The sequence below is a fragment of the Arthrobacter sp. AZCC_0090 genome (genome assembly GCF_014207375.1).
Lineage (GTDB): Bacteria > Actinomycetota > Actinomycetes > Actinomycetales > Micrococcaceae > Arthrobacter.
Map to the genome: position 1 here is coordinate 1 of NZ_JACHEE010000018.1, position 21,637 is coordinate 21,637.

Genomic DNA, 21,637 nt, shown 5'->3' on the forward strand with positions numbered 1-21,637 from the left:
ACCCGCACAACCTCACGCAACACCTCAGGCCGACCAACACCCACCACAACACCCACCAATCACTCAGGTGTTGCAACGACCCCCTGAACCCGCCGCCGAAAAGTACGCTAAAAGTGAGCGGGGATCGGATCTACGCGGCCGTGATGCGCAGCGGGAGGGAACGCCATCCTCGGAGGGTGTTGTGCAGGTATGGCAAGGGCTCGCCCACCAGCTCAATGCCTTTGATCCGCTTGGCCATGGCCGTGAAGAGCACGTCCATCTCGAGCCGGGAAATCGGCTGGCCCACGCATTGATGGATGCCCATGCCGAAGGCGAGGTGGCCGCCGGCGTTCCGGTCGATCATGAACTCGTCGGCCGTGGCTCCCCAGTGCGCGGCATCCCGATTGGCAGAGCCCATGAACAGCAGCACCTTGGCTCCGGCCGGCAGCGGGATTCCCCGGAATACGGTGTCCGTTGCGACGGTCCGGAAGAAGGACTGGAACGGCGATTCGTACCGGAGGGCTTCGTCAATGGCGAACTTTGCCAGCCGCGGATTCGCGTGCAGGCTGGCCCACTGTTCGGGGTGTGCCGCCAAAGCCTGCAAAGTGTTCCCGATGGAGAACACCGTGGTATCCAAGCCTGCGGAGAGCATGGCCCGTACTAGCAGGGCGGCCTGTTCGGGAGTGATCTCGCCGCGATCGGCGAATTCCCAGATCTGGGCTCCCATGCCATCCGGGGAGAGGTTTTCCCGGGCGCAGTTGTCCATAACCCACTTGTGGGTGGGTTCGCCTTTTTCGAAGAACTCGCGGGACCGTTCGTCGTCGGGCCCGAAGGAACTGAAGTTCATGGCTCCGTGCGGCAGCAGATTGGCTTCGCGGCCTTCCCGCGGGATCCCGACGGCGTCGCCGAAGACCCGGATGGGAAACAACTCGGCGAGGTCGGTGACGCCGTCGAACGTTTCCCGCTCGATGAGGCTGTCCACCAGCTCGTCGGCGAACTCTTCAAACCTGGCCCTCAGGGAGCGCACTCCACGCGGAGAAATGACACCTGACATTGCTGCGCGCATGGGCCCGTGGACCGGGGGATCCGATTCCAGGATGCCTTGGGGACGCCAGGCGGGCTCGTGGTGCAGGTTCTTGGGGCCCACACCCGCACTTGAGATGAACGTACGGTAGTCCTCCAGAATCTCCTTGCACTCCTCGAAACCGGCGAAGGCCAGGACCCCGTACTTCCCAAGCCACACTGCCGGTCCGGCCGCCCGCATGCGTTCGAACAGGGGATACGGGTTGGTGAGGTTTTCGTCCGTGTACGGATCATCGTGCAGACCAGAGAGTACGGGAATGGCTTGCGGGGGAGTGCGTAGTGACATCGTGGGCCTCATTACCGTCGATTTTTGCCGAGATCCAATCTGCGGGCCAACCCCTGCAAGGGACCGGACAAGCGGATTCGTGGCATCAAAGTATCGGTCTCAAAGAGCAACGGTTAAACATGATTCTCACTCTGTGGGAATCTGGTTTGTCGCAATGCTTTGCCGCCCTGCACGATCAGTTCATGAGCGGCGACACAGTGTGACCGATCCAGGAAGGAGGCATACCGTGGCAACCCACACTTCATTTGAACGGGGCCTCATGATCCTCGCGGAAATCGCGGACAGCGGAGATGCCACCGTGGAGGGTGTGGCCCTCAAGCTGGGCATTCCCGTCAGTACCACCTATCGCTATTTTCGCCAGCTTCGCGAACGTGGATTCGTCCAGGAGGACGCGGGAATCTATCGGCCGGGTCACGCGCTGTTGGCCTTGACCGGACGGCACCTGACGCAGAGCCATCTCGCGGAAGTTGGCACGGCTGTGCTAAAAAGCATCGTTGATGCCGTGGGGGAAACGGCCGTGATGGTGATTCGGGTGGGAACGCAGGCCATGTGCCTGCGCCGAGCGGAACCGGACAAGGCCTTCAAGTACACGTTCGCCGTCAATGAGCTCCTGCCCCTGACGGCTGGCGCAGGCCCCCGGACGCTGCTCGCTTGGGCGCCGTCCGACGTCGTACGCCAAGTGCTCGACGGCGACCTTCCGCGCTTCACTGAAAACTCACCTTCCGCTGAGCAGATTCTGCTCAGCCTGGCGCAGATCCGATCTTCCGGCTGGGCAGTCTCCCGAGGCGAGCTGGATCCGGGTGCAGTCTCGGTGGCCGTACCGGTGATGCTGGACGGCGAGGCGGTATGCGCGCTCAACGTGGCCGGCCCGGAGAACCGCTGCGGTTCCCGGGCCTGGCTGAATTCGACTTTGAAGACAATGAACGAGGCAGCGGAGAACCTGGCGGCGTCGCTTGGTTCCCTCGCAAGCCGCAGAACAACCCGAGAGGTAAGCGATGACGCTCAAAACTCTGCTTGACACGGCACCAGTGGTCCTGGGGACGCACCGCGCAACCCTGCAGGATCTGATCCAGGTTGCGCGCCACCGGCGTCCCGTTGTGGTGGACGAGCAAGCCTTGGCGCGGATGAAGCCCAGTCAGGACTGGCTGGACGGCGTCATGGATGACATGCGGGCCGGAAAGGAAACGGCGCCGATCTACAGCATCAACACCGGTTTTGGTTCCCTCGCTGGCCGCAAGGCCTTCGATGAGCCGTCCGACGCCGCCGAGCTCTCCCGGCGCCTGGTCCTCTCCAACGCTGCCGGGGTTGGCCGCTACGTGGACGAAGAAGTGGTGCGGGCCACCATGTTCATCCGGATCGTCAGCCTGACACAGGGCTACTCCGGCGTACGGGCGGACATCGTGAAGACCCTCGCCGAGATGCTCAACCGCGGCGTGTACCCGGCTATCCCGGAATACGGTTCGCTGGGAGCTTCGGGCGACCTTATTCCGCTGGCCCACGTGGCGATTGTCATGTCGCGCTCCCACACCGGCGAGGATGAGGAGCTCGACTCCGGCGAGGCCTTCGTGGACGGTACTGTGGTGTCCGGGATCGCGGCCATGGCCCATGCGGGAATCGAGCGGCTGCCGCTGGGTGCCAAGGACGGCCTTGCCCTTTTGAACGGCACCTCGTTCTCTTGTGCCCAGGCTGCGTTGGCCCTGTACGACGCCCAAAACCTCCTCGAAACCGCCCAGATCACCGCGGCCATGACCATCGAGGCACTCCTGGGCTTCGGAGATGCCTTCATCGACGAGCTCCACCAGGCCCGCGGCCAGCGCGGCCAGATCGAGGTGGCCGCGCGGTTGCGCGAGCTCCTCTCGGGCAGCGGTTTGGTGGATGGCGACGCTGGACAGGACCCCGTGCGACAGCCGCCGCAAGACGCATACTCGCTGCGCTGTATTCCGCAGGTTTTCGGTCCGGTCAAGGACACCTTGGAATTCGCCGCAGGCATCATCGATAACGAAATCAATGCCGCCACCGACAACCCCCTGATCTTCCCTTCGCTTCCTTCCACTCGCACCCTCAAGGCGGTCTCGGGCGGCAACTTCCACGCCGAATACGTGGCGTTCGCGGCAGACTTCATCTCGATCGTGGTCACCGAAATCGGCAACATCACCGAGCGTCGGCTCTTCAGGCTCGACGACGGCACCCTCAACCGGGGCCTTCCGGACATGCTTGTTGCCAGTGAGCAGATCGGGATGGACTGCGGCTACATGCTGCCCCAATACCTTGCCGCTGCCTTGGTGTCCGACTGCAAGACCCTCGCGCACCCGGACAGCGTGGACTCCATTCCGACGTGCGCCAACCAGGAAGATCACGTGTCCATGGCCAACAACGCCGGCCGGCACGCGCGCCAGATTGTCGCCAACATCGAGTCCGTGGTGGCTGTGGAGTTGCTGATGGCAGCCCAGGCGTTGGAACTACGGATGGACATGTCCGCCACGGCAGGCGCCAAACCCGGAGCAGCGAGCTTGGCAGCATTGGCGCTGCTGCGTTCCACCGCCGCAGCCGACGGCCGGGCGATCGACTACATCAAGCAGGACGTTGTCCTGTATCCGCGGCTACGCAAAGCCGGGGAACTCGTTCACGATGGCGCCGTCGTGGCCGCTGTGAATGCCGCGATCGGCGGAGGCAGCGATGACGCTCCAGGCCACTGACGCCGCCAAACCGGGCACTCCGACGCTCGCCGCAAAGGGCTTTTTCCAGCTAGCGGCCAGCGAGCTCCGCACGGAGGCGGACGGTGTCGTTTCGGTGATTCTCAAGGATCCCGACGGCGGTGCGCTACCGGTATGGGAGCCTGGTGCCCACGTTGACGTGCTGTTTTCCAACGGAATGCTGCGCCAGTACTCGCTGTGCTCCGAACCTGCGGATCGGTCCGCGTGGCGCATCGCAGTGTTGCGTGAGCAAACCAGCCGGGGCGGTTCGAGTTTTGTCCATGAGGTGTTGCGGGCCGGGGACGTCCTCGATGTTCGGGGCCCCAAGAACAATTTCCGTGGCACCGCGGGCTCCGGGGAGAAGCTTTTCGTCGCCGGCGGGATCGGAATCACGCCCCTGCTGCCGATGATCCGAGCAGCGATCCGGGCAGGGGAGCCTTGGCGCCTCTTGTATCTGGGGTCCAATCTCCGTTCCATGGCTTTCCTGGACGAGATCGCCGGACTTGACCCGGTGGGGCACAGAACCAGGATCCATGCCAAAGAGGGATCCGGCGCCCTGGACTTGGCCGGGTACCTTCGCAGCGAAGGACTCGCTGCGGACTCGACCGTCTACGCTTGCGGTCCGCCGCGGTTGCTCAGCGAACTCCGCTTGGCCCACGAGGCTGGTCTGGTTCCGCAGTTGCTCTTTGAGGACTTCGGTCAAGACGAGCCCGACGCCGGAACCCGCCCAGGCGGCGCCGTTCCAGGCAGCGGCGCACAAGGCGGTTCCGGGCAGGAAAGCCGGAACACTTCCGGCGATAACTCGCCTTTCGTCGTGGAAACAGCCGACGGAATGGAGATCGATGTTGCGGAAAATGAAACAATCCTCGATGCCCTCCAGCGATCAGGAGTTCCCGCGTTGAATTCCTGCCGAAAAGGAACGTGTGGGACGTGTGAAACGGTGGTGCTGGACGGAATTCCCGATCATCGCGATGAAATTCTCAGTGACGAAGAACGTGCGTCAAATGAAACAATGATGATTTGCGTTTCACGCTGCCGCGGGGAGAGGTTGGTGCTGGAACTCTAGGCCGGGCAAGCGCGATTTTCCCTTTGTTTGCGGGGGAATGTAGGCCACATTCGCTCTCCTGTGTGGAGCCGTGTGCCCGCGGCGGAACGGGGATTTCAACGTTTTGCGATGTAGCTTGCCCATTTTCAAATGCCGGATCCGATGCTCTTCGGACCCGCATTTGTCATTTAAGAATACTTTGTGAATTCGCGTTGAATGGCTATTGTGATGCGCGTCATTCATCTCTATGCTGAATCAAGATCGCGCAGATTCATTCTGAATTTCCATCCCGGTAGCAGTTGTCCCGTGGTTCGCCGAAGCCGTAATAACCCAAGGAGCACACATTGAGTATTTTCGAATTCTCCCTCCGCAAGCCGGCCCTCTCGGCCATTGCACTCGCCGCCGTCGTCGGGCTGACCGCTTGTGGCGGCTCGGCGAGTGCGGGTGGCGACGCAAGCGCGGCGGCAAATGCGGCAAAGGCGCCGCTCTTCAGCCAGTTGCCCAAAGAGATCCAAAGCGCGGGCACCATCAAGGTGGCCAGCAACGTCGAGTACCCTCCGTTCGAGTCCATCGACAAGGACGGAAAGACCATCGTCGGGATTGACCGTGAGCTCGCGGACGCCATCGAGAAGAAGCTCGGCGTTACGCTCGCCTTCGACAACATCGCTTTCGATGCGATCATCCCGGGCCTGGCATCGGGCCGCTATGACATGGGCATGTCCGCGATGTCGGACACTCCCGAGCGGCAGAAGCAGGTCAGCTTCCTGGACTACTTCTCGGCAGGTGCGGGCATCATGACCACCAAGACCAACCCGCACAACGTGAAGTCGCTTGACGATCTGTGCGGCGCAAAGGTGGGCATCGTCAAGGGCACCACCGAAGACGCCGATGCCGCGGACCAGTCCAGCAAATGCCAGGCCGCGGGGAAGGACCAGCTCGCCATCACCATCTATGCCGGGCAGAACCAGGCAGTCCTGGCGCTGCAGAGTGGACGGGTGGACGCCTTCCTGCTTGATACGACGTCAGGTTCCGTAGTCGCCGCCGAGAGCAACGGCGACTTGGTGATGGGCAAGCCGTACCAGCAGGGATTCTTCGGCATCGTGTTCCCCAAGGAGAGCACGGACCTGACCAACGTGGTGCAGAAGGCCATGGAGCAGATCAAGGCAGACGGTACCTACAAGGCCATCCTGACCAAGTACAAAATGGATGACCACGTCATCGAGAAGTTCACCGTCAACGGAGCTACCAAGTGACCCTGTACACGGCAACGGAGGAGGAACAGAATCTCTCGATTGTCCCGGCCCGCTACCGCGGGCGCTGGGTCATGGCCGGAGTGGTGGTCCTTGGCGTAGCGCTCATGGTCTACGGCATGGTCACCAATCAGCGGTTCCAGTGGGGCACGGTGGGAGAATACCTGTTTGCCGCTCCGGTGCTGGCCGGATTGGGCAATACCCTGATGCTGACTGCTGTTTCGATGGCCATCGGCATCGTCCTGGGAATCGCGGTGGCCGTCTGCCGCCTGTCCCCGAATCCCATCCTGTCCTCCGCTGCGTGGGCTTACTCCTGGTTCTTCCGTGGCACCCCGCTCATGGTCCAGCTCCTTTTCTGGTTCTTCATGGCGGCACTCATACCGAAGCTGGTTCTCGGCGTTCCATTCGGCCCCAGTTTCTTCGAGATCTCCACCAACACGCTGATCTCCCCGTTCACCGCGGCCATCTTGGGCCTGAGCCTCAACGAAGGCGCGTACATGGGCGAGATTGTCCGCTCCGGCATCCGGGCTATCCCGGCGGGCCAGACCGAGGCAGCCAAAGCCATGGGAATGACGAGGCTGCAGACGATGCGCCGCGTGATCCTCCCGCAGGCCATGCGCGTCATCATCCCGCCCACCGGCAATGAGACCATCGGCATGCTCAAGTACACCTCCCTGGTGATCGTCATCGGCTACAGCGAGCTCTTGACGTCGGTTTCGATCATCTACTCGCGCACGTTCCAGACCATTCCGCTGCTGATCGTGGCGGCCCTTTGGTACTTGGCCGTCACAGCGGTCCTGTCCGTGGGCCAGTACTACTTGGAACGGCATTTTGAACGGGGCTTCACACCAATGAAAGCCGCCAAATCACTCCCGGGGGCCGCAGCCAACGCCCGCTTGAAGAACGGTCTCCCGCCGGCGTCGAGCGCCTCTTTGGCGATCCCAAACGGTCCCGCAGAAGAACTGGAGAAGGTCAAGTGAAGGAACCAATCGTTCGGGCCCGCGACATCCGCAAGTCCTTCGGACATCTGGAGGTCCTCAAAGGCATCAGCCTGGATATCAATGCGGGCGAGGTCGCATGCCTGCTGGGGCCGTCGGGCTCGGGAAAGAGCACCTTCCTTCGGTGCATGAACCACTTGGAAAAGATCGACGGCGGCCAGCTTTGGGTCCAGGGTGAACGCATCGGGTACCGGCGCTCCGGCAACAAGCTCCACGAACTCAAGGAGCACGAGACCGCGAAGCAACGCGCATCCATCGGCATGGTCTTCCAGCAGTTCAACCTCTTTCCACACCGCACTGCGCTGGAAAACGTGATCGAGGGTCCCACAGTGGTCCAGCGCATCCCCAAGGAGCAGGCCGTCGAGGAAGGCCGGCAGTTGTTGGCGCGCGTGGGGCTGGCCGACAAAGCGGACCACTACCCGGGCCAGCTCTCGGGCGGCCAGCAGCAGCGCGTGGCGATCGCGCGCTCGCTCGCGCTCAAACCCTCGGTCATGCTTTTTGACGAGCCGACCTCGGCCTTGGATCCCGAGCTCGTGGGTGAGGTGCTGGACGTGATGCGCTCGCTGGCGGACTCCGGTATGACGATGATTGTGGTCACCCATGAGATGGGTTTCGCCAAGGAAGTTGGCAACGTGGTTCACTTCATGGCCGACGGACAGCTCGTGGAAAGCGGCGATCCGCACCAGGTCCTTGAGGACCCGCGCGAGCCGCGCACCCAGGCGTTCTTGTCCAAGGTCCTTGCATGAGCATTCCGGCGCAGTTGGGTGCATTGCTGGAGGTCAGTGATGTGGAGCGCCCGACGGCGGCCGCGTCCGCCGTCGTCGAACTCCAGCTGGCGCTGGGCGGCAAGGTCGCCGTCGATACCCCCGTCCGAGCAGCCCGTTCACATGACCGTTCGCACCTTCCGTCCGGGCTGCCGGCCGCCGTCGTGCGTCCGTCCTCCACGGAAGATGTTGCGACGGCGGTGCGGATCTGTGCCGCCCACGGCGTGGCCGTGGTTCCGATCGGGGCCGGAACGGGCCTCGAAGGAGGTGCCAACGCCCGGGCCGGGGTGGTCACGATCGATCTTTCCGGAATGACCGGCATCCTGCGGCTCAGCCCGGCGGATCTGGATGTCACGGTCCAGGCCGGAGTGATGAAGAGTGCCCTCAACGCGGAACTGGATCCGCATGGCCTGTTCTTCCCGGTCGGCCCCGGCGTGGACGCGAGCGTCGGTGGCATGTGTTCCACGCGGGCCAGCGGCACCACGGCAGTCCGCTATGGGACCATGCGGGAAAGTGTTCTGGGACTGACGGTGGTTCTTGCCAGCGGCGACATTGTGCGCACGGGCGGCCGGGCGAGGAAATCCGCGGCCGGTTACGACCTTACGCATCTTTTCGTCGGCGCGGAGGGCACGCTGGGGATCATTACCGAGGTGACGCTCCGCGTCTACGGCCAACCGCAAGCGGTCTCGGCCGCCGTGTGCGGATTCCCTTCGCTCGAAGCGGCTTCCCTGGTGGTGCAGGAAGCCATTCAAAAAGGTATTCCGTTGGCTCGCGTGGAGTTGATGGATGACACCACCATCGCCGCCGTCAACGCGTATTCCGCGCTCGAAGTGTCGGGAACCGCCAGCTTGCTGTTCGAGTTCCACGGGACCCCGCGCGCAGTGGAGGAGCAGACGGGGCAAATCCAGGCCATCGCCGTCAGGCACGGTGGAAGTGGCTTCGAGTTCGCCACGGAGGAGACGGACCGCCAGCGGCTGTGGCAGGCCCGGCACGATGTCCTCCCGGCCTGCCAGGCCCTCGTGGACGGCGCGCACACCTGGTCGACGGATGTGTGCGTACCCATTTCACGGCTGGCCGAATGCATTGCCGCCACCAAGCAGGACATTGTCGCCTCGGGACTAGTGGCTCCGATTGCGGGGCATGCCGGCGACGGAAATTTCCACCTGGCCATTGTCCTCAAACCCGGAGACAAGGATGCCTTGGTTGCGGCCTCGGCCCTGAATCAGCGACTCGTGGCCCGAGCCCTCTCGATGGGAGGCACCTGCACGGGCGAGCACGGCATCGGTGCAGGCAAAATGGACTCGCTCCGCGCCGAACATCCTGCCGGGGTGGGCGTCATGGCCGCCATTAAGGCAGCTCTGGACCCGCACAGCCTGATGAACCCGGGCAAGGTCCTGGCTCCTGCCGGTACTTCCCGGCGGGTTTCGCAGACTCTTTCGGGCAGGTCGTCGCATCCGGCACCTCGACCCGAAATAGCGGCGCTTCCAAGCTATTCCCGGGCCTCAGGCTTGGGCAGCGTCACCTGGGTGGCGTCTTCCAACGAGTCTTCCGTGCCGCCGTCGTCCGCTGTCCAGAACGCCATGGCGGCGGCGACCGTCGGTCTGAACCGCTATCCGAGCCTCTTTGGCGACGAACTGGTGGCGGCGATCGCCCGGCGCTTGGGGCTGGGCGATGGGCAAGTGCTGGTGGGGGCCGGCTCCCTAACCCTTCTCCAGCAGCTGCTCACGGCGTACAGCGGGCCCGGCGCCGAGGTGGTTCATGCCTGGCGCAGCTACGAGGCATATCCGATTCTGGTGACGGTGGCAGGGGCGGCAAGCACTCGGGTGGCGCTCGACGCCGGGCTCCGGCACCGGCTTGACGCCATGGCGGACGCGATCACAGAGCGCACGAAAGTGGTGATTGTCTGCAACCCGAACAACCCCACGGGCACCGTGATCCAGCACGATGAACTGCTCCGTTTCCTGCGTCGGGTGCCCGCAAACGTGGTGGTGGTGCTCGATGAGGCCTACCGCGAATTCACCCAGCCGGAAGAGGACGAAGTAGCACTGCTGGCGACGTTCCCCAATCTGGTGGTCCTTCGCACCTTTTCCAAGGCCTACGGGCTCGCCGGCGCGCGGGTTGGATACCTGGCAGCGGCCCCGGAAATTGTTGGCAACCTGCGGAGGTCGGCGCCGCCGTTCGGCCTGAGCAGGGTGGCCGAGGCAGGGGCTGTTGCAGCCTGGGCAGAAGATGAAGTCCTGCGGGACACCGTGGCGGGTGTGGTGGCCGGGCGGGAATTCCTGGCCGAGGAACTGCGGAACCGAGGCTTTCGAGTGCCGGAAAGCGGCGGGAACTTCGTGTGGATTCCCGTGGAGCAGGCGCGGGAATTGGAGCAAGCCTGTGTGCGCCACGGCGTTTCGGTCCGGGCGTTCGACGGCGAGGGCGTGCGCGTGACTATCGGCGGACGGGAGGCGTCGCAGGCTGTGTTGGCAGCAGTGGACTCGTGGCTCCGGTGTTGAGGGAAGCCTGGATGGTGGGAACCGCCGTCTCTCTCGCCGGTCACGTTCGCCGTGCCGTCACCGGCCGCAGACGCTCGCTCACCTTTGGCGGGTTTTTCCCAGACGCTCGCTCGCCTTTGGCAGGTTTTTCCCAGACGCTTGCTCACCTTTGACGACCGCGCGGGCAATTGCTCATTTTTGGTGAGCGAGTGTTGGGTGGGATGCGCTCAAAAGTGCAGGAGGGTTGTCGAAAAGTGCGCCAGAGGTGAAGGAGCGTCGGGGAAAAGCGCCCTAAAGGTGAGCGAGGGTAGCCGGGGCGCGTGAGTAATTTTCCAACATTCCGTCCGTAAGTTACCCTGCGTTAGCCTTTTGTCTGGTTGGATTGGGTTTATTGGGGCAGACACTGGAGGCGCCGTCTCCTACCGACCCGAAGGTAGTAATGGAGCTCATCGAGGCTGAATATCCTCGGCCAGGACACGTCCTTCTGCACCTTAGCGACTCCCATCTGGTGGGAGGGTCGGAACCCCTTTACGGCGCGGTAGACAGCGAAGCCCATCTCAGACAACTCTTTTCTGAAGTTCATGCGTCAAAGGTCCGCCCCGACGCCGTGATCTTCACGGGTGACCTGGCAGATCAAGGCGAGCCGGAAGCCTACGCCAAACTCCGGGCGATCGTCGAGCCTGCCTGCCGCGAGATGGGCGCACGCGTGATCTGGGCGATGGGAAACCACGACGACCGTGCCAATTTCCGTGCGGGCCTGTTCGACCAAAGCGGTAATGACGCCTCGGTGGATCACAGCTACTTCGTCAACGGGCTGCGGATCATCACGCTGGATACTTCCGTGCCGGGCTTCCATCACGGTGAACTCAGCCAGGGCCAGCTCGACTGGTTGGCGTCGGAGCTCGCAACCCCTGCCCCCGACGGCACCATTCTTGCCCTCCACCACCCGCCGGTCCCGAGCGTCCTTGACCTCGCCATCCTGGTGGAGCTGCGCGGCCAAACGGCGCTGGCCGACGTCGTACGCAATTCCGATGTCCGTTCCATCCTGGGCGGCCACTTGCACTACTCCACCACAGCCACGTTCGCGGGCGTCCCGGTATCAGTGGCTTCCGCGAGTTGCTACACGCAGGACCTCAACGTTCCGCAGGGCGGTACCCGAGGACGGGACGGTGCCCAAGCATTCAACCTGGTGCACGTCTACGAGCAAACGATTGTGCATTCGGTGGTGCCGTTGGGGAAGTCACCGACCGTTGGCGACTACGTCAGCCCGGAAGCCACCAGGCGTCGGCTTGCCGAAGCAGGCGTACGGATTCCCCAGCGACCAACCCACGAACGCGGCGTCCGGGTGGACGCGAAGCGCCCGGAGATGACCCGGCGCTAGCGGCCTACTTCTCCCACGGAGCCTTAACCGGGAAGTACTTCTCCATGAAGTCCGTCACGAGCCCGGCCCGTTCATCGGCAGCCACCTCGGGGAAGCTGCCGTCGTTGAGGCAGAAGAAGTCCACGTTGCGTTTCGCCAGCAGCGTTGGCAGGTAGTGCAGCCCGGACCACAGGGTGGTATCCACATATCTGACTTTGGCGGCCGTCTGCGTCACCGCCCGGCCCGTGAGCAACGAGTAGTAGTGGTAGAACGAGTTGGTCACGGAAATGTTGTCCGCCGCGCGGAACCTGCTGCCGGCCGTCTTGGCGAACTCGGCCGGAAACTCGCGCTCCATCTCTGCGACCACGCTGCGGCGCAACGGAGCGGCGGTGTGCTCCAAGTGGCGCGTGGTGATGCGGCCGAACCGCTCCCAAAGGAGCTTTCGGTTGACGCGGGCGGCATTCTCGAAGCCGCTGCGTTCGGCGTCGTTCCCTCCCAGCCCAATCCTGGTGGAAGCCTCGATGAACTTGGTGATTCCGCCGGGAGTGAAGAACATGTCCGGTGCTACGGGGCGGCCGAAGAACATGTCGTCGTTGGAATACAGGAAGTGCTCGGACAGGTCCGAAATGTGGTGCAGTTGGGATTCCACGGCTTGCGAGTTATGCGTGGGCAGCACTGAGGGGTCCTTGAAGAACTCCTCGCTTCGCACGATCCGGACGTCCGGGTGTTCAGCCAGCCACTCGGGCGCGGGGGAGTCCGTGGCGATGTAGATCCGGCGAATCCAGGGCGCATACATGTACACGGAACGAAGGGCGTATTTGAGTTCGTTGATCTGCCGGAAACGGGCCTCGTGGGCGTCGCCCTCGCCTAGGACGACGTCCTTCATCTGCTGACGGCGGGCCGCGATATACGCAGGATCGTTGCCGTCCACCCACGAAAAGACGATGTCGACGTCGAAGTCGATGTCGCTCGCATGGTCCGCGAACATGTTCTCGATGGTCGGCCAGTTCAGACCGTGGCGATTCACAGTTCCCCGAACGGCGTCCTGGCGCAGCATGGTTCGCCGAGTCAGCGAGTTCTCCACGGGCAACACGAGTTGATCGCCGTCGAACTCCCACAATTCCAGCTGCACGCCGAGGGAGGGGCCGTAGGTCAACCCGCCCCCGGGTTCCACACGTGGACGGAAGAGCCTGAAGATCCGTGCCTTCCGGTTGCTGGAAAGCTCGCCGTCCGCCACCAGCAGCGTGGACTTCTTCCTGGCATCCACGGTCATGGAGTAGAACGGTTCGTTCCGGAAAGCGGCGACCAAAGCCTGGCGCAACTTCTTGCGGAGCTTCCAATCAACGGCGATCACGGGCCGGTGATCGTTGCCGCGGACCAGGATGAAATCCAGTCCCGCCGCGTCCAATGCCGCGCGAATGAAAAGGAGGTCTTCGACCATCACCTGCTGCGGCGTGCGGTTCTGGTTCAGCAAGCTGTATCGGCCACGATGGCGGACGACGTCGGCGCGGTGCTTGAGGCGCGCCTCGACGGCGGGCGACGTCGGCTCAGGAACGACCGCGTCGTCGTCGGAGGCGGGGCTACCGAAGTAAATCGCTTGCTGGTCCATGACTGTGATGGCTTTTCTCCGAAAGGTTGTGGTGAAGCGTGGGCTTAGCGGACTCAGCCCACCAAGGCTTCGCGCCAGCTGCGCAAGAATGCGCCGCCGGCGTCGTCGTGAATGACGTCCTCGCCCAGGCCGAGGTCTGTGGCTGTAAGAACATCGTATGGCTTGTTGGGCACACCGTCTGCGGGGCGGACATCGATGTGCTTGACGCTGTGGTCATTGTGGTGGAGCCAATCGGCCATGGCGTAGTCGGTGCGCGAATCGCCCACCGTCCGCCAGGCCTGCGGGGTGATTCCCTGGGCGGCGAGGAGTTCCACCGCACGGCTGGCGCCCAGATCCTTGCCGAGCCGGACGGACTCGATGTCCGTGGAGATAATGGTGGGATCCAAGCGGTAGTCGGCGGCGTCGTCGGACTCTGGTGCGTGGTGGTCAAGGAGCGCGGCGGAGAGCCCGTGCCTGCCCATGAGCTCCAAAGCGTCGGCGTCGAAGAGCTTCTGCTCGGCCAGGTAGTCGTCATTTGAGACGTCCAGATGCTGCTCCACGGACACCATGGCCCGCTTGGTCTCATCGAAGAACATGTGGGCCGCGTAGTCCTCTGCCACCATGCGGCGGACGTCGTCGCCGTACGCTTTCGGGACAGCGAGTTCATGGTCCATATGGATGGGTCCCGGGCCGCCCGAGGTGTAGCTGAACCACACAGCGCCCTTCTCGCAGATGGCGTGGACAACGGTTCCTGTGGGCATTCCCGCTGCGATCATGGGCACCATGACCTGCTCGCGGATGAAAGCGTCGGAACGGCCGGTGTTGAAAATGACGGGGATGCCGGCGGACGCCAAACTGACAAGATCGGCGATGATTTCCGGCTTCACGTCCCGCGTCACGGGACTCGCGACGGGGCCGTCAACGTCGAGGAGGAGTGCGAGGGCGGGAGTAGCCGGGTGAGTGGCGCCGGGCATCGGAGCAGTCATGCTCCCATTCTGTCAGCCCCGCGCCTCTGTTAGTCCCGCTGCGGGGACAGCGGTGCGACGGCCGACGGCGGCAGCGGGCTCCGACTGTGGGAGTACCGGCCGCCTACGGTTACCATTTGGCCACAACCTTGGCGGGAGTCTTCCTGTAAGTTCCCTTGGACGGCTTACTTCTTTAGGCTTGCAAAGTGATCTTCAAAGCTGTGGGCGAGGGACGCCCGTACCCCGACCATGGTTTTTCCACGCCCAAGGACTGGGCCTCGCTGCCGCCACGTCCGGTTCGGCTCGACGAACTTGTCACCACCAAGCGGACGCTTGACCTGGAAGCGCTGTTGGCCGAGGACTCAACTTTTTTCGGGGATCTTTTCCCGCACGTGGTGCAGTACCAAGGTGTGTTATATCTCGAAGACGGACTTCACCGGGCCGTCCGTACTGCGCTCCACCAACGCACGGCCATCCACGCCCGGGTGCTGGTGATAGATGGTTAACGAGACACTCCCGGAAGAGCAGGTGGACGTGCCCCAGAACGGTGCTCCGAAGAAGTCCCGGAGGCGTCCAAACGACGTGACGCGTCTGCACGGGCATCGCATTGTCACCGGCCCGGAACTGCGGGCCACTTTTGCCGAACCACCCGGGCCCGAAAACCATCCGGGGTGGTTCAGCCGCCGCCTTTTGCACGGCATCGTACTCGTGCTGCTCGTGGGGGTGATCGTTGCCGGGGTGGTGGGGGCCTGGGCAGTCATGAACGGAGTGATCCGCTTCCCCTCGGCCGTCGCCAGCAAGGCTCCGACGACCCTTTGCCCGACGACTGTCTTCGACTACACGCCCAACAACAAGGTCAAGGTCAATGTCTACAATGCCGCTGGCAAGGCTGGCCTGGCGAAGAGCGTGGCTGACCAGCTGAAAGCGCGGGGATACAACGTTGCCGGCGTTGACAACACCACAACTAGCTACACCGGATCGGCGGTAGTTGTTTCGGGATCCGGCGGCCAAGCGGCGGCGTTCAACATCCAACGGAACATCGCGGGCACCGACTACTTCCAGGACCAACGCACGGATGCCTCCGTGGACCTCATTCTCGCGCCCGCTTTCTCTGCCCTGGTCCCGCCCGAACTCGTGGACAACACGCCGGGCAAGCTCAGTTGTCCCCGCGAAGACCAACGGATTGCGGACAATTCGAAGCTGCCGGTACTACCGAAGCCGACGCCTTAGCCGCGGGCCGCGGGCGGCGGGCTCTGCGGGTGACGCCGGCCCCAGCGGGAGTGTCACGCTAGGCGCGCGGGCCGGCCGCCGTCGTCGAACCTTGCTCCCGCGCCCAACTGGATGAACCGCACCGTCTGGACCAACCGCTCCTCAAGCTCGTCCGGCTCCGCCCCGTTGACCGCGTTGCCCCGAGCCGCGCTGGAGGAGAGGGTTCCGTGAATGAGCCTGGCGAGTTGCGAGACGTCGGCGGGCGGAAGATAGCCTGCCGAGATTCCGTCGCGCAGGATGTCCTGGAGCAGCAGGTTGAGTTCGCCCACGTGATCCGCCAATTTCGCAAAGGAAGCGGGGGAGAGGACGGCCGCCATCGCGGGGCCCGGCGGGAGGTGCCGGCGGCTCAGGTCTTCCACTTGGGCGCGAACGTACAGGGCCAGGCGGTCCACCGGGTTCTGCAGTGCCGCGAGGGATTCGCGCAGGTCGCCCAGGAAGCGTTCGGTCTCGTCCAGGGCGTACGCGATCAGGAGCTGTTCCATGTCGGCGTAATAGTTGTAGACCGCAGTCCGGCCGACGCCGGCATGCCGCGCGACGTCGGTCATGGTCAAGCCGGGCAGGCCGTGGGTGAAGAGCAACTCGCCGAAAGCAGTCAGGATCCGGCGTCGGGTTTCAGCGCGTTGCGCCGCATTGTTGGCGGCCGTAATCCTAGGCATACAGACACTTTACAGTGATCTGTCAGCAAAGCTGCGTGTATGTGGGGCGAGCCTAAATCGCGCAGCCGTCAGGACCGCAGGCTTCGGCGTCGGAGCTGCCGACGGCGACCAACGGATTGGCTTCTTGCCACGCCTGGGTGAGGGCCTGGGCGAAGACCTCGGAGGGCTGGGCACCGGAGAGGCCATACTTGCGGTCGATGACGAAGAAGGGCACGCCGGTGACGCCGAGCATCCGGGCTTCGGCGATGTCGCCGCGGACGTCCTCTGCGTACTTGTCGGTGCTGAACAACTCCGCGATTTCGCCTTCCGGCAAGCCCAGGTCGTTGCCGAGCTTGGTCAAGTAGTCTTGGCTTCCGATATCCTCGCCGTGTTCAAAATGGCCGCTCAGGAGCCGTTCCTTGGCTTCGTCCTGCTTGCCGTGGGCGGCGGCCAGGTGGATGAGGCGGTGTGCCGTGAAGCTATTGGCCACTACGACGTCGTCGAAACGGTAGTTGAGACCCTCGCCCTTTGCCTGCAAGGCGACGTGATCGAACATCTGGCTGACCTGCGCGGGGTTCATGCCCTTGCGCTTGCTGAGGTAATCGAGCTCCGTGCCGTCGTAGTGTTCCGGAATGCTCGGGTCCAACTGGTAGCTGCGCCACTGGATCTCTACCGAGTCGCGGTGCGGGAAATCGGCGAGGGCCGTTTCGAACCGACGCTTTCCGATGTAGCACCACGGGCAAGCGACGTCTGACCAGATCTCAATCTTCATGATGGCGACAACCGGGAATTCAGGTGCACCATTCCCGGAATGGCCTGTTGGACTGGTCACAGAGGGCGTTCATGCGGGGCCGCTCGCGACGCGCAAAATGATGTGCGACGCGGAATCAGGATTGCGCTACACACAGGGAATTCGGGTGTCGTGGGGCAATTTGTGCATCGCGGGTCCATTTCCGCGTCGCTGGGCGCGTGCTACAGCGCCCGCTCCATCACGAAATCGTGTTCAACCGCTTCTCCCAGTCGGAACGACTTGGTCCCGACCTTCCTGAATCCACTCTTCTCATAGAAACGGATGGCCTTGGCATTCTGGCTGTTGACGCCAAGCCACACGCCCGCCGCTCCAGTGCCTGCGGCGTGGTCCAAGGTGGCCTTCATGAGCTCGGCGGCAGCACCCAGGCCGTGGTGTTCAGGATGGACATAGCATTTGCTCAATTCCGCGGATGGCGCCAGCGTCAGCGCCGAAGAAACGTCAGTATCCGCTGCGGGCCGGGCGACGAGCATGCTGTAGCCGCGGAGTTCACCGGCGGCGTCGATGGTGAGGATGGTGACGTCCGGATCCGCGAGGTACTCCGTGAACTTCTGCGCGCTGAGCGTTTTGCGGAGGTGCGCGGCGATGTCCTCGGGCGAGGAGTCCGGAGGGCAGGCGAGCGGAAAGGTGACGGCAGCAAGCTCCGCCAGCCGTCCGGCGTCGTCCGCTGTTGCTTCACGGATTGTCTGGCTCATGCGGTCCTCTCGGAAATGCGGGCGCGGAAATGCCCCTCAAGACTGATCTTAAGGGGCATTTCAAGAAGGACTACGACGGCGGTGGCCGGCCGGACCGTTCCTCCTCCGGGAGCGCGGGGGGTGCTTAGGCTCGGGCCTCCTGGAGCAGGCGAAGGTCCTCTTCCGGCTGTGGGTCCCTGCCCAATGCGAGGCCAATGATGGTCACGACCGCCGTGGCCAGCAGGTATCCGGCGATGAGGAGCCAGTTGCCGGAAGCGGCGTAGAGGGCTGTAAAGATCAAGGGGGCCACGGCTCCGCCGACGACTCCCGCCACGGTGTAAGCCAGGGAACTGCCGGCGTAGCGCAGCCTGGCCGGGAATTGCTCGGTGATGAAGGCGGCTTGCGGGCCGTACATGAAGGCGTGAAGTCCGAGGCCGATCACGACTCCCACGGTCAAAACCAGCACAGAGCGGGATTGGATCATGAGGAAGAAGAGCGGGATGTACACCGCGGTGGCCGCAGCTGTGATGCCGTAGACCAACCGGCGGTTGAACCGGTCCGTGACGGCTCCAGCGGCCGGGATCAGGATCAGTTGGAAGGCCGAGCCCACCAAGACGGCGCCCAGGACGTTGCCGGTGCTCATGCCCAGTTCCTTGGTGGCGTAGACGGCGACGAAGACGGTGAACAAGGAGTACAGGACGTCGGGGCAGATCCGGCACAGGGCGGCAGCAAGGAGGGGGCGGATCTGGGTAGTGAGGACCTCCTTGATGGGAGCCTTGGGCCGTTCACCCGTGGCCTCAATGGCCTTGAATACCGGGGTTTCCTCAAGCTTGAGCCGGATGACCAGTCCGAAGGCGACCAGGATGGCCGAGCTGAGGAAGGCCACGCGCCAACCCCACGCGATGAACGCTTCGTTGCTCATGACGGCGGCCAGGACGGCCAGTGCGCCATTGGCGAGCAAGTTGCCGGCGGGCGGGCCGATCTGGGCGGCGGAGGACCAGAATCCGCGCTTGTTGGGATTGGCGTATTCGCTCGACAACAGCACCGCACCGCCCCATTCGCCGCCTACGCCGATGCCCTGGATCAGGCGGAGGAGGACCAAAATGATCGTGGCTCCAATGCCGATGGTGTGGTAGTCCGGCAAGGCGCCGATGAGGACCGTGGCCGCGCCGATCAGGACGAGGGTGATGACCAGGACATTCTTACGTCCGATCTTGTCCCCGAGCCGGCCAAAGACAACGCCGCCGATCGGCCGGGCAAGGTAGCCCACAGCGAAGGCCGAGAAGGAGAGCAGGAGGCCGGTGTATTCGTCGTTGCCCGGGAAGAAGATCTTGGGAAAGACGAGCGCTGAGGCAACGGAGTAAATGGCGAAGTCGTAGTACTCCAGGGAGGTGCCTGTGACGCTGGCAATGAAGGCTTTGATGGCGCCTGCCGAGGGTTTGCTGCGCCGTGTTGGACTTGGCGAAGTGGTCGCGGACATGGTTCCTCCGTGGAACGTTGGGCGGATTTTGTGATCCCGATCTCAATCGGGGCCTACACCCAATGATGCATCACATGGAGGAATTGTTCAACAATTTTTTGGAGGGAGTTTGCGTTTCAGCCGCGAGATGCTGGCGGATGCCGTCGACAATGAGGTCATGATCCTCCTGCGATGAAAGGCCCGAAGCCGTGACGGCCGCGACGACGCCGACGCCACGGACCCGCACGGGAAAGGAACCCCCGGTCACGGCATAGTCGGCGTCCAGCCACCCGACGGCGGCCGCATCGATGCCGGCGGAGGAGAGCCGTGCGTCGACAAGTGCGCTGCTTGCTTCCATCCGCAGCACGAGCGCGGATTTCCGGGCGATCCACGATTCCTGGTCCGGTGTGATGCCGGGCAGCGCAGCGCGGAAAAGGATGAGCCCGGGGCGCCGGATATCAATGCCGATCGCATGACCGGCCGCCTGTGCCATCTCGGTGAGCCGGGAGCCGAGCCTCCAAGCGTCTGCGTGGTCGAACGAGTCGAAAAGCAGTTCTTCTTCCTGGCGTTCAAGAGCTTCTATTGCTTCAACCGTGGGAATGTCAGTCATGGAGCCTCTTCTGGGAGATGGACTGGCTCGTATCAGTTGGCCGGATAGGCCACAAACGCGAAGCGGTTGGAACCGGGTGACCAGCTGTTGACGTTGAGGGTTCCCTGGCCGCCGAAGAGGGGCCAGGTGTGGAGCGGCGTCGCCCAGTCGCTAGTGGAAACAACGACGACGTCGACAGGCAAGTCCGCGGGGTGGCCCACCGTTCCGCTGGGGAAACGGATGTAGCTGGCAAAGCGCCCGTCTGGCGAGAGATGCGGGAACCAGTCCACGGTCCCGCTGTCGAGGAGCCGTTCAAGGCCGGTGCCGTCTACGCGCACGCGGGCAATCTGGGCATGCCCGGCCTGGCTGGTGAAGGTCTCGGTGTTGAAGTAGAGCCATTTTCCGTCGGGAGAGTACTCCGGACCGTCACAATGTCCAGGGCCAGTGTCCACCACCGCTGATGGGCTGCCGCCGTTCGCAGGCATCGTCATGAGGCGGCCTGGCTTGCTGAAATCGCCGCCGTCGATCCCCACATAGGCGAGTTCGAGCCCGTCTGGACTGACGCCATGCAGGAAATGGAAGGTTCCGTCCTCGGCGGTCAGACGCTCCGCCCCGCTACCCCGAAGCTCGGCCTTGTAGATGTGCCCGTCATTCGCCGAGAGGAAGATACCGGCGCCGTCGGGGGCAAGGACGTGGTCATTGTTGAGATCCGGGATGCCAGTGATGGCTATCTTTTCGATCGCTCCTCCGGAAAGATCCAGCTGCCACAGCGCACCATCTCCGTTGAGGATGAGGGCCTGGCCGTCGAGCGTCCAGTTGGGTGCCTCCAGCAGCATGTCATCCGTGGCAAGGGCCAGTTCGCACTCACCCGTTGCCGCAGAAGCGATCCAGACCTCGCACCGTTGACCGGGTTGAAGCGCGCGTATCACAGCGACGCCTTCCCGGAGTCCGCCGAAAGGTCCTTGATCCGGATGTGCCGCCACCTGCATTGCGCTCCGACGCCCCAGCGGGCTTCGCCGAACATGGCGTCGTTGTCGTGGACTTCGAGGGCGATATGTCCGCTGTCGCCGAGCACTTCAAGCACGGCATCGGGGCCGTAGTTGGGGGATTCCAGCGTGGCGGTGTCCAGCTCCGCGATCTTGAGGCCGTTGATCCACGTCGTGATGACCGGCACGGCGCCGACACAGCGGATGCGGAGGTCGTTCCAGTCGTCCCAGCGCCACACGTTCAGGAAATCGTCGACGTCGGCCGCGTAGCTCAGGCGGGCACGCTTCTCTTCCGTCACTGGTTCCACAGAGGTGGCCGGGTCATCGGCCTTGAGACCGGTGGGCCGGCCGGCGTCGTCGCGGACGACATCGATCGCGAACGGAACCGCCGAGAAGCTCGCGAGGCCGTTGCCGAAGAAGCCTCCGATTCCGCCGGATGGGCGGTGGTCCACGAGGACTTGGAATCCTTCCCAACTGTCCCGTTGACGCCGGATCATGACGCCGGTGTCGGCAGGCCAATCGGGGCGCATTTCGAGCTTCAAATCGAAATCTCCGAACGCTTGATCGCTGACGAGGTAGCCGCCGTAGCCACTCCCGGGAGCATCCTGCTCGCCGATCAGGACGCCGTCCTCGACCTTCCAGCGGGCAGGATGCTTCTCCGGCGTGTGCCACCCGGCCAGGCTGACGCCGTCGAACAGCGGGACGAATCCGTCGTTGCTCACGTCGGAC

The 21,637-nt window shown here is 63.6% G+C and carries 20 protein-coding genes; 10 read left to right on the forward strand and 10 right to left on the reverse strand.

Translation table 11 applies throughout. From position 1 onward, the window contains the following. Positions 1 to 130 precede the first annotated feature (130 nt). Positions 131 to 1,348, reverse strand: coding sequence for a cytochrome P450 (locus HNP00_RS21225; RefSeq protein WP_184741697.1), 1,218 nt, complete (start codon positions 1,346 to 1,348; stop codon positions 131 to 133). 226 nt (positions 1,349 to 1,574) lie between these two features. Between HNP00_RS21225 and HNP00_RS21230 the strand changes: the two genes are divergently transcribed. The 8 genes from HNP00_RS21230 to HNP00_RS21265 all read left to right on the forward strand — a co-directional run bounded on the left by HNP00_RS21230 (position 1,575) and on the right by HNP00_RS21265 (position 11,956). Next, entirely contained in the window at positions 1,575 to 2,366 is a 792-nt protein-coding gene (locus HNP00_RS21230) for an IclR family transcriptional regulator (protein WP_311770644.1), read from the forward strand. After that, positions 2,344 to 4,044 (forward strand): histidine ammonia-lyase, encoded by a 1,701-nt coding sequence (gene hutH, locus HNP00_RS21235; protein ID WP_184741698.1) that lies wholly within the window; start codon positions 2,344 to 2,346, stop codon positions 4,042 to 4,044. Before HNP00_RS21230 ends, hutH begins: the two co-directional genes overlap by 23 nt. After that, a complete protein-coding gene (locus HNP00_RS21240; protein ID WP_184741699.1) occupies positions 4,025 to 5,107 on the forward strand; it encodes a PDR/VanB family oxidoreductase in 1,083 nt (360 codons plus the stop codon). The genes hutH and HNP00_RS21240 overlap by 20 nt, the downstream gene beginning before the upstream one ends. A gap of 323 nt (positions 5,108 to 5,430) precedes the next feature. After that, positions 5,431 to 6,339, forward strand: a complete 909-nt coding sequence (locus tag HNP00_RS21245; protein ID WP_184741700.1) for an ABC transporter substrate-binding protein — start codon at positions 5,431 to 5,433, stop codon at positions 6,337 to 6,339. Further along, positions 6,336 to 7,316, forward strand: a complete 981-nt coding sequence (locus HNP00_RS21250; protein ID WP_221451723.1) for an amino acid ABC transporter permease — start codon at positions 6,336 to 6,338, stop codon at positions 7,314 to 7,316. Before HNP00_RS21245 ends, HNP00_RS21250 begins: the two co-directional genes overlap by 4 nt. Then, positions 7,313 to 8,080 carry an amino acid ABC transporter ATP-binding protein gene (locus tag HNP00_RS21255; protein WP_269996046.1) on the forward strand — a complete coding sequence of 256 codons (768 nt, stop codon included), beginning with the start codon at positions 7,313 to 7,315 and terminating at the stop codon, positions 8,078 to 8,080. Before HNP00_RS21250 ends, HNP00_RS21255 begins: the two co-directional genes overlap by 4 nt. Then, the gene (locus HNP00_RS21260; protein ID WP_184741701.1) at positions 8,077 to 10,596 is read left to right on the forward strand and encodes a histidinol-phosphate transaminase; all 2,520 of its coding nucleotides are present in this window, start codon (positions 8,077 to 8,079) and stop codon (positions 10,594 to 10,596) included. The genes HNP00_RS21255 and HNP00_RS21260 overlap by 4 nt, the downstream gene beginning before the upstream one ends. Before the next feature lie 418 nt (positions 10,597 to 11,014). After that, complete coding sequence (locus HNP00_RS21265) at positions 11,015 to 11,956, forward strand: phosphodiesterase (protein ID WP_184741702.1); 942 nt, start codon at positions 11,015 to 11,017, stop codon at positions 11,954 to 11,956. 4 nt (positions 11,957 to 11,960) lie between these two features. On the opposite strand, the gene HNP00_RS21270 is transcribed toward HNP00_RS21265, so the two are convergent. After that, positions 11,961 to 13,544, reverse strand: coding sequence for a stealth family protein (locus HNP00_RS21270; RefSeq protein WP_184741703.1), 1,584 nt, complete (start codon positions 13,542 to 13,544; stop codon positions 11,961 to 11,963). 53 nt (positions 13,545 to 13,597) lie between these two features. Beyond that, positions 13,598 to 14,509: a hypothetical protein gene (locus HNP00_RS21275; protein ID WP_184741704.1), complete on the reverse strand. Its 912-nt coding sequence runs from the start codon at positions 14,507 to 14,509 to the stop codon at positions 13,598 to 13,600. A gap of 185 nt (positions 14,510 to 14,694) precedes the next feature. On the opposite strand from HNP00_RS21275, the gene HNP00_RS21280 reads away from it, so the two are divergent. Both HNP00_RS21280 and HNP00_RS21285 read left to right on the forward strand, forming a co-directional pair. Then, positions 14,695 to 14,994 carry a type II toxin-antitoxin system VapB family antitoxin gene (locus HNP00_RS21280; protein ID WP_184741705.1) on the forward strand — a complete coding sequence of 100 codons (300 nt, stop codon included), beginning with the start codon at positions 14,695 to 14,697 and terminating at the stop codon, positions 14,992 to 14,994. Between the two features lie 76 nt (positions 14,995 to 15,070). Beyond that, positions 15,071 to 15,718 (forward strand): LytR C-terminal domain-containing protein, encoded by a 648-nt coding sequence (locus HNP00_RS21285; protein WP_311770646.1) that lies wholly within the window; start codon positions 15,071 to 15,073, stop codon positions 15,716 to 15,718. A gap of 53 nt (positions 15,719 to 15,771) precedes the next feature. Here the strand turns inward: HNP00_RS21285 and HNP00_RS21290 are convergent, their stop codons facing one another. The 7 genes from HNP00_RS21290 to HNP00_RS21320 form a co-directional block, all read right to left on the reverse strand. Then, positions 15,772 to 16,413, reverse strand: coding sequence for a TetR/AcrR family transcriptional regulator (locus HNP00_RS21290; RefSeq protein ID WP_184741707.1), 642 nt, complete (start codon positions 16,411 to 16,413; stop codon positions 15,772 to 15,774). Between the two features lie 52 nt (positions 16,414 to 16,465). Further along, positions 16,466 to 17,164 (reverse strand): DsbA family protein, encoded by a 699-nt coding sequence (locus HNP00_RS21295; protein ID WP_184741708.1) that lies wholly within the window; start codon positions 17,162 to 17,164, stop codon positions 16,466 to 16,468. Between the two features lie 200 nt (positions 17,165 to 17,364). Continuing rightward, positions 17,365 to 17,895 (reverse strand): GNAT family N-acetyltransferase, encoded by a 531-nt coding sequence (locus tag HNP00_RS21300; RefSeq protein ID WP_184741709.1) that lies wholly within the window; start codon positions 17,893 to 17,895, stop codon positions 17,365 to 17,367. Positions 17,896 to 18,019: 124 nt separating this feature from the next. Then, positions 18,020 to 19,354 carry an MFS transporter gene (locus HNP00_RS21305; protein ID WP_184741710.1) on the reverse strand — a complete coding sequence of 445 codons (1,335 nt, stop codon included), beginning with the start codon at positions 19,352 to 19,354 and terminating at the stop codon, positions 18,020 to 18,022. A 70-nt stretch (positions 19,355 to 19,424) separates the two neighbouring features. Next, the gene (locus tag HNP00_RS21310; protein WP_184741711.1) at positions 19,425 to 19,943 is read right to left on the reverse strand and encodes a heme-degrading domain-containing protein; all 519 of its coding nucleotides are present in this window, start codon (positions 19,941 to 19,943) and stop codon (positions 19,425 to 19,427) included. Positions 19,944 to 19,975: 32 nt separating this feature from the next. Further along, a complete protein-coding gene (locus tag HNP00_RS21315; protein WP_311770645.1) occupies positions 19,976 to 20,851 on the reverse strand; it encodes a biopolymer transporter Tol in 876 nt (291 codons plus the stop codon). Further along, positions 20,848 to 21,630 carry a DUF1080 domain-containing protein gene (locus HNP00_RS21320; protein ID WP_395893846.1) on the reverse strand — a complete coding sequence of 261 codons (783 nt, stop codon included), beginning with the start codon at positions 21,628 to 21,630 and terminating at the stop codon, positions 20,848 to 20,850. Before HNP00_RS21320 ends, HNP00_RS21315 begins: the two co-directional genes overlap by 4 nt. Between the last annotated feature and the right edge of the window lie 7 nt (positions 21,631 to 21,637).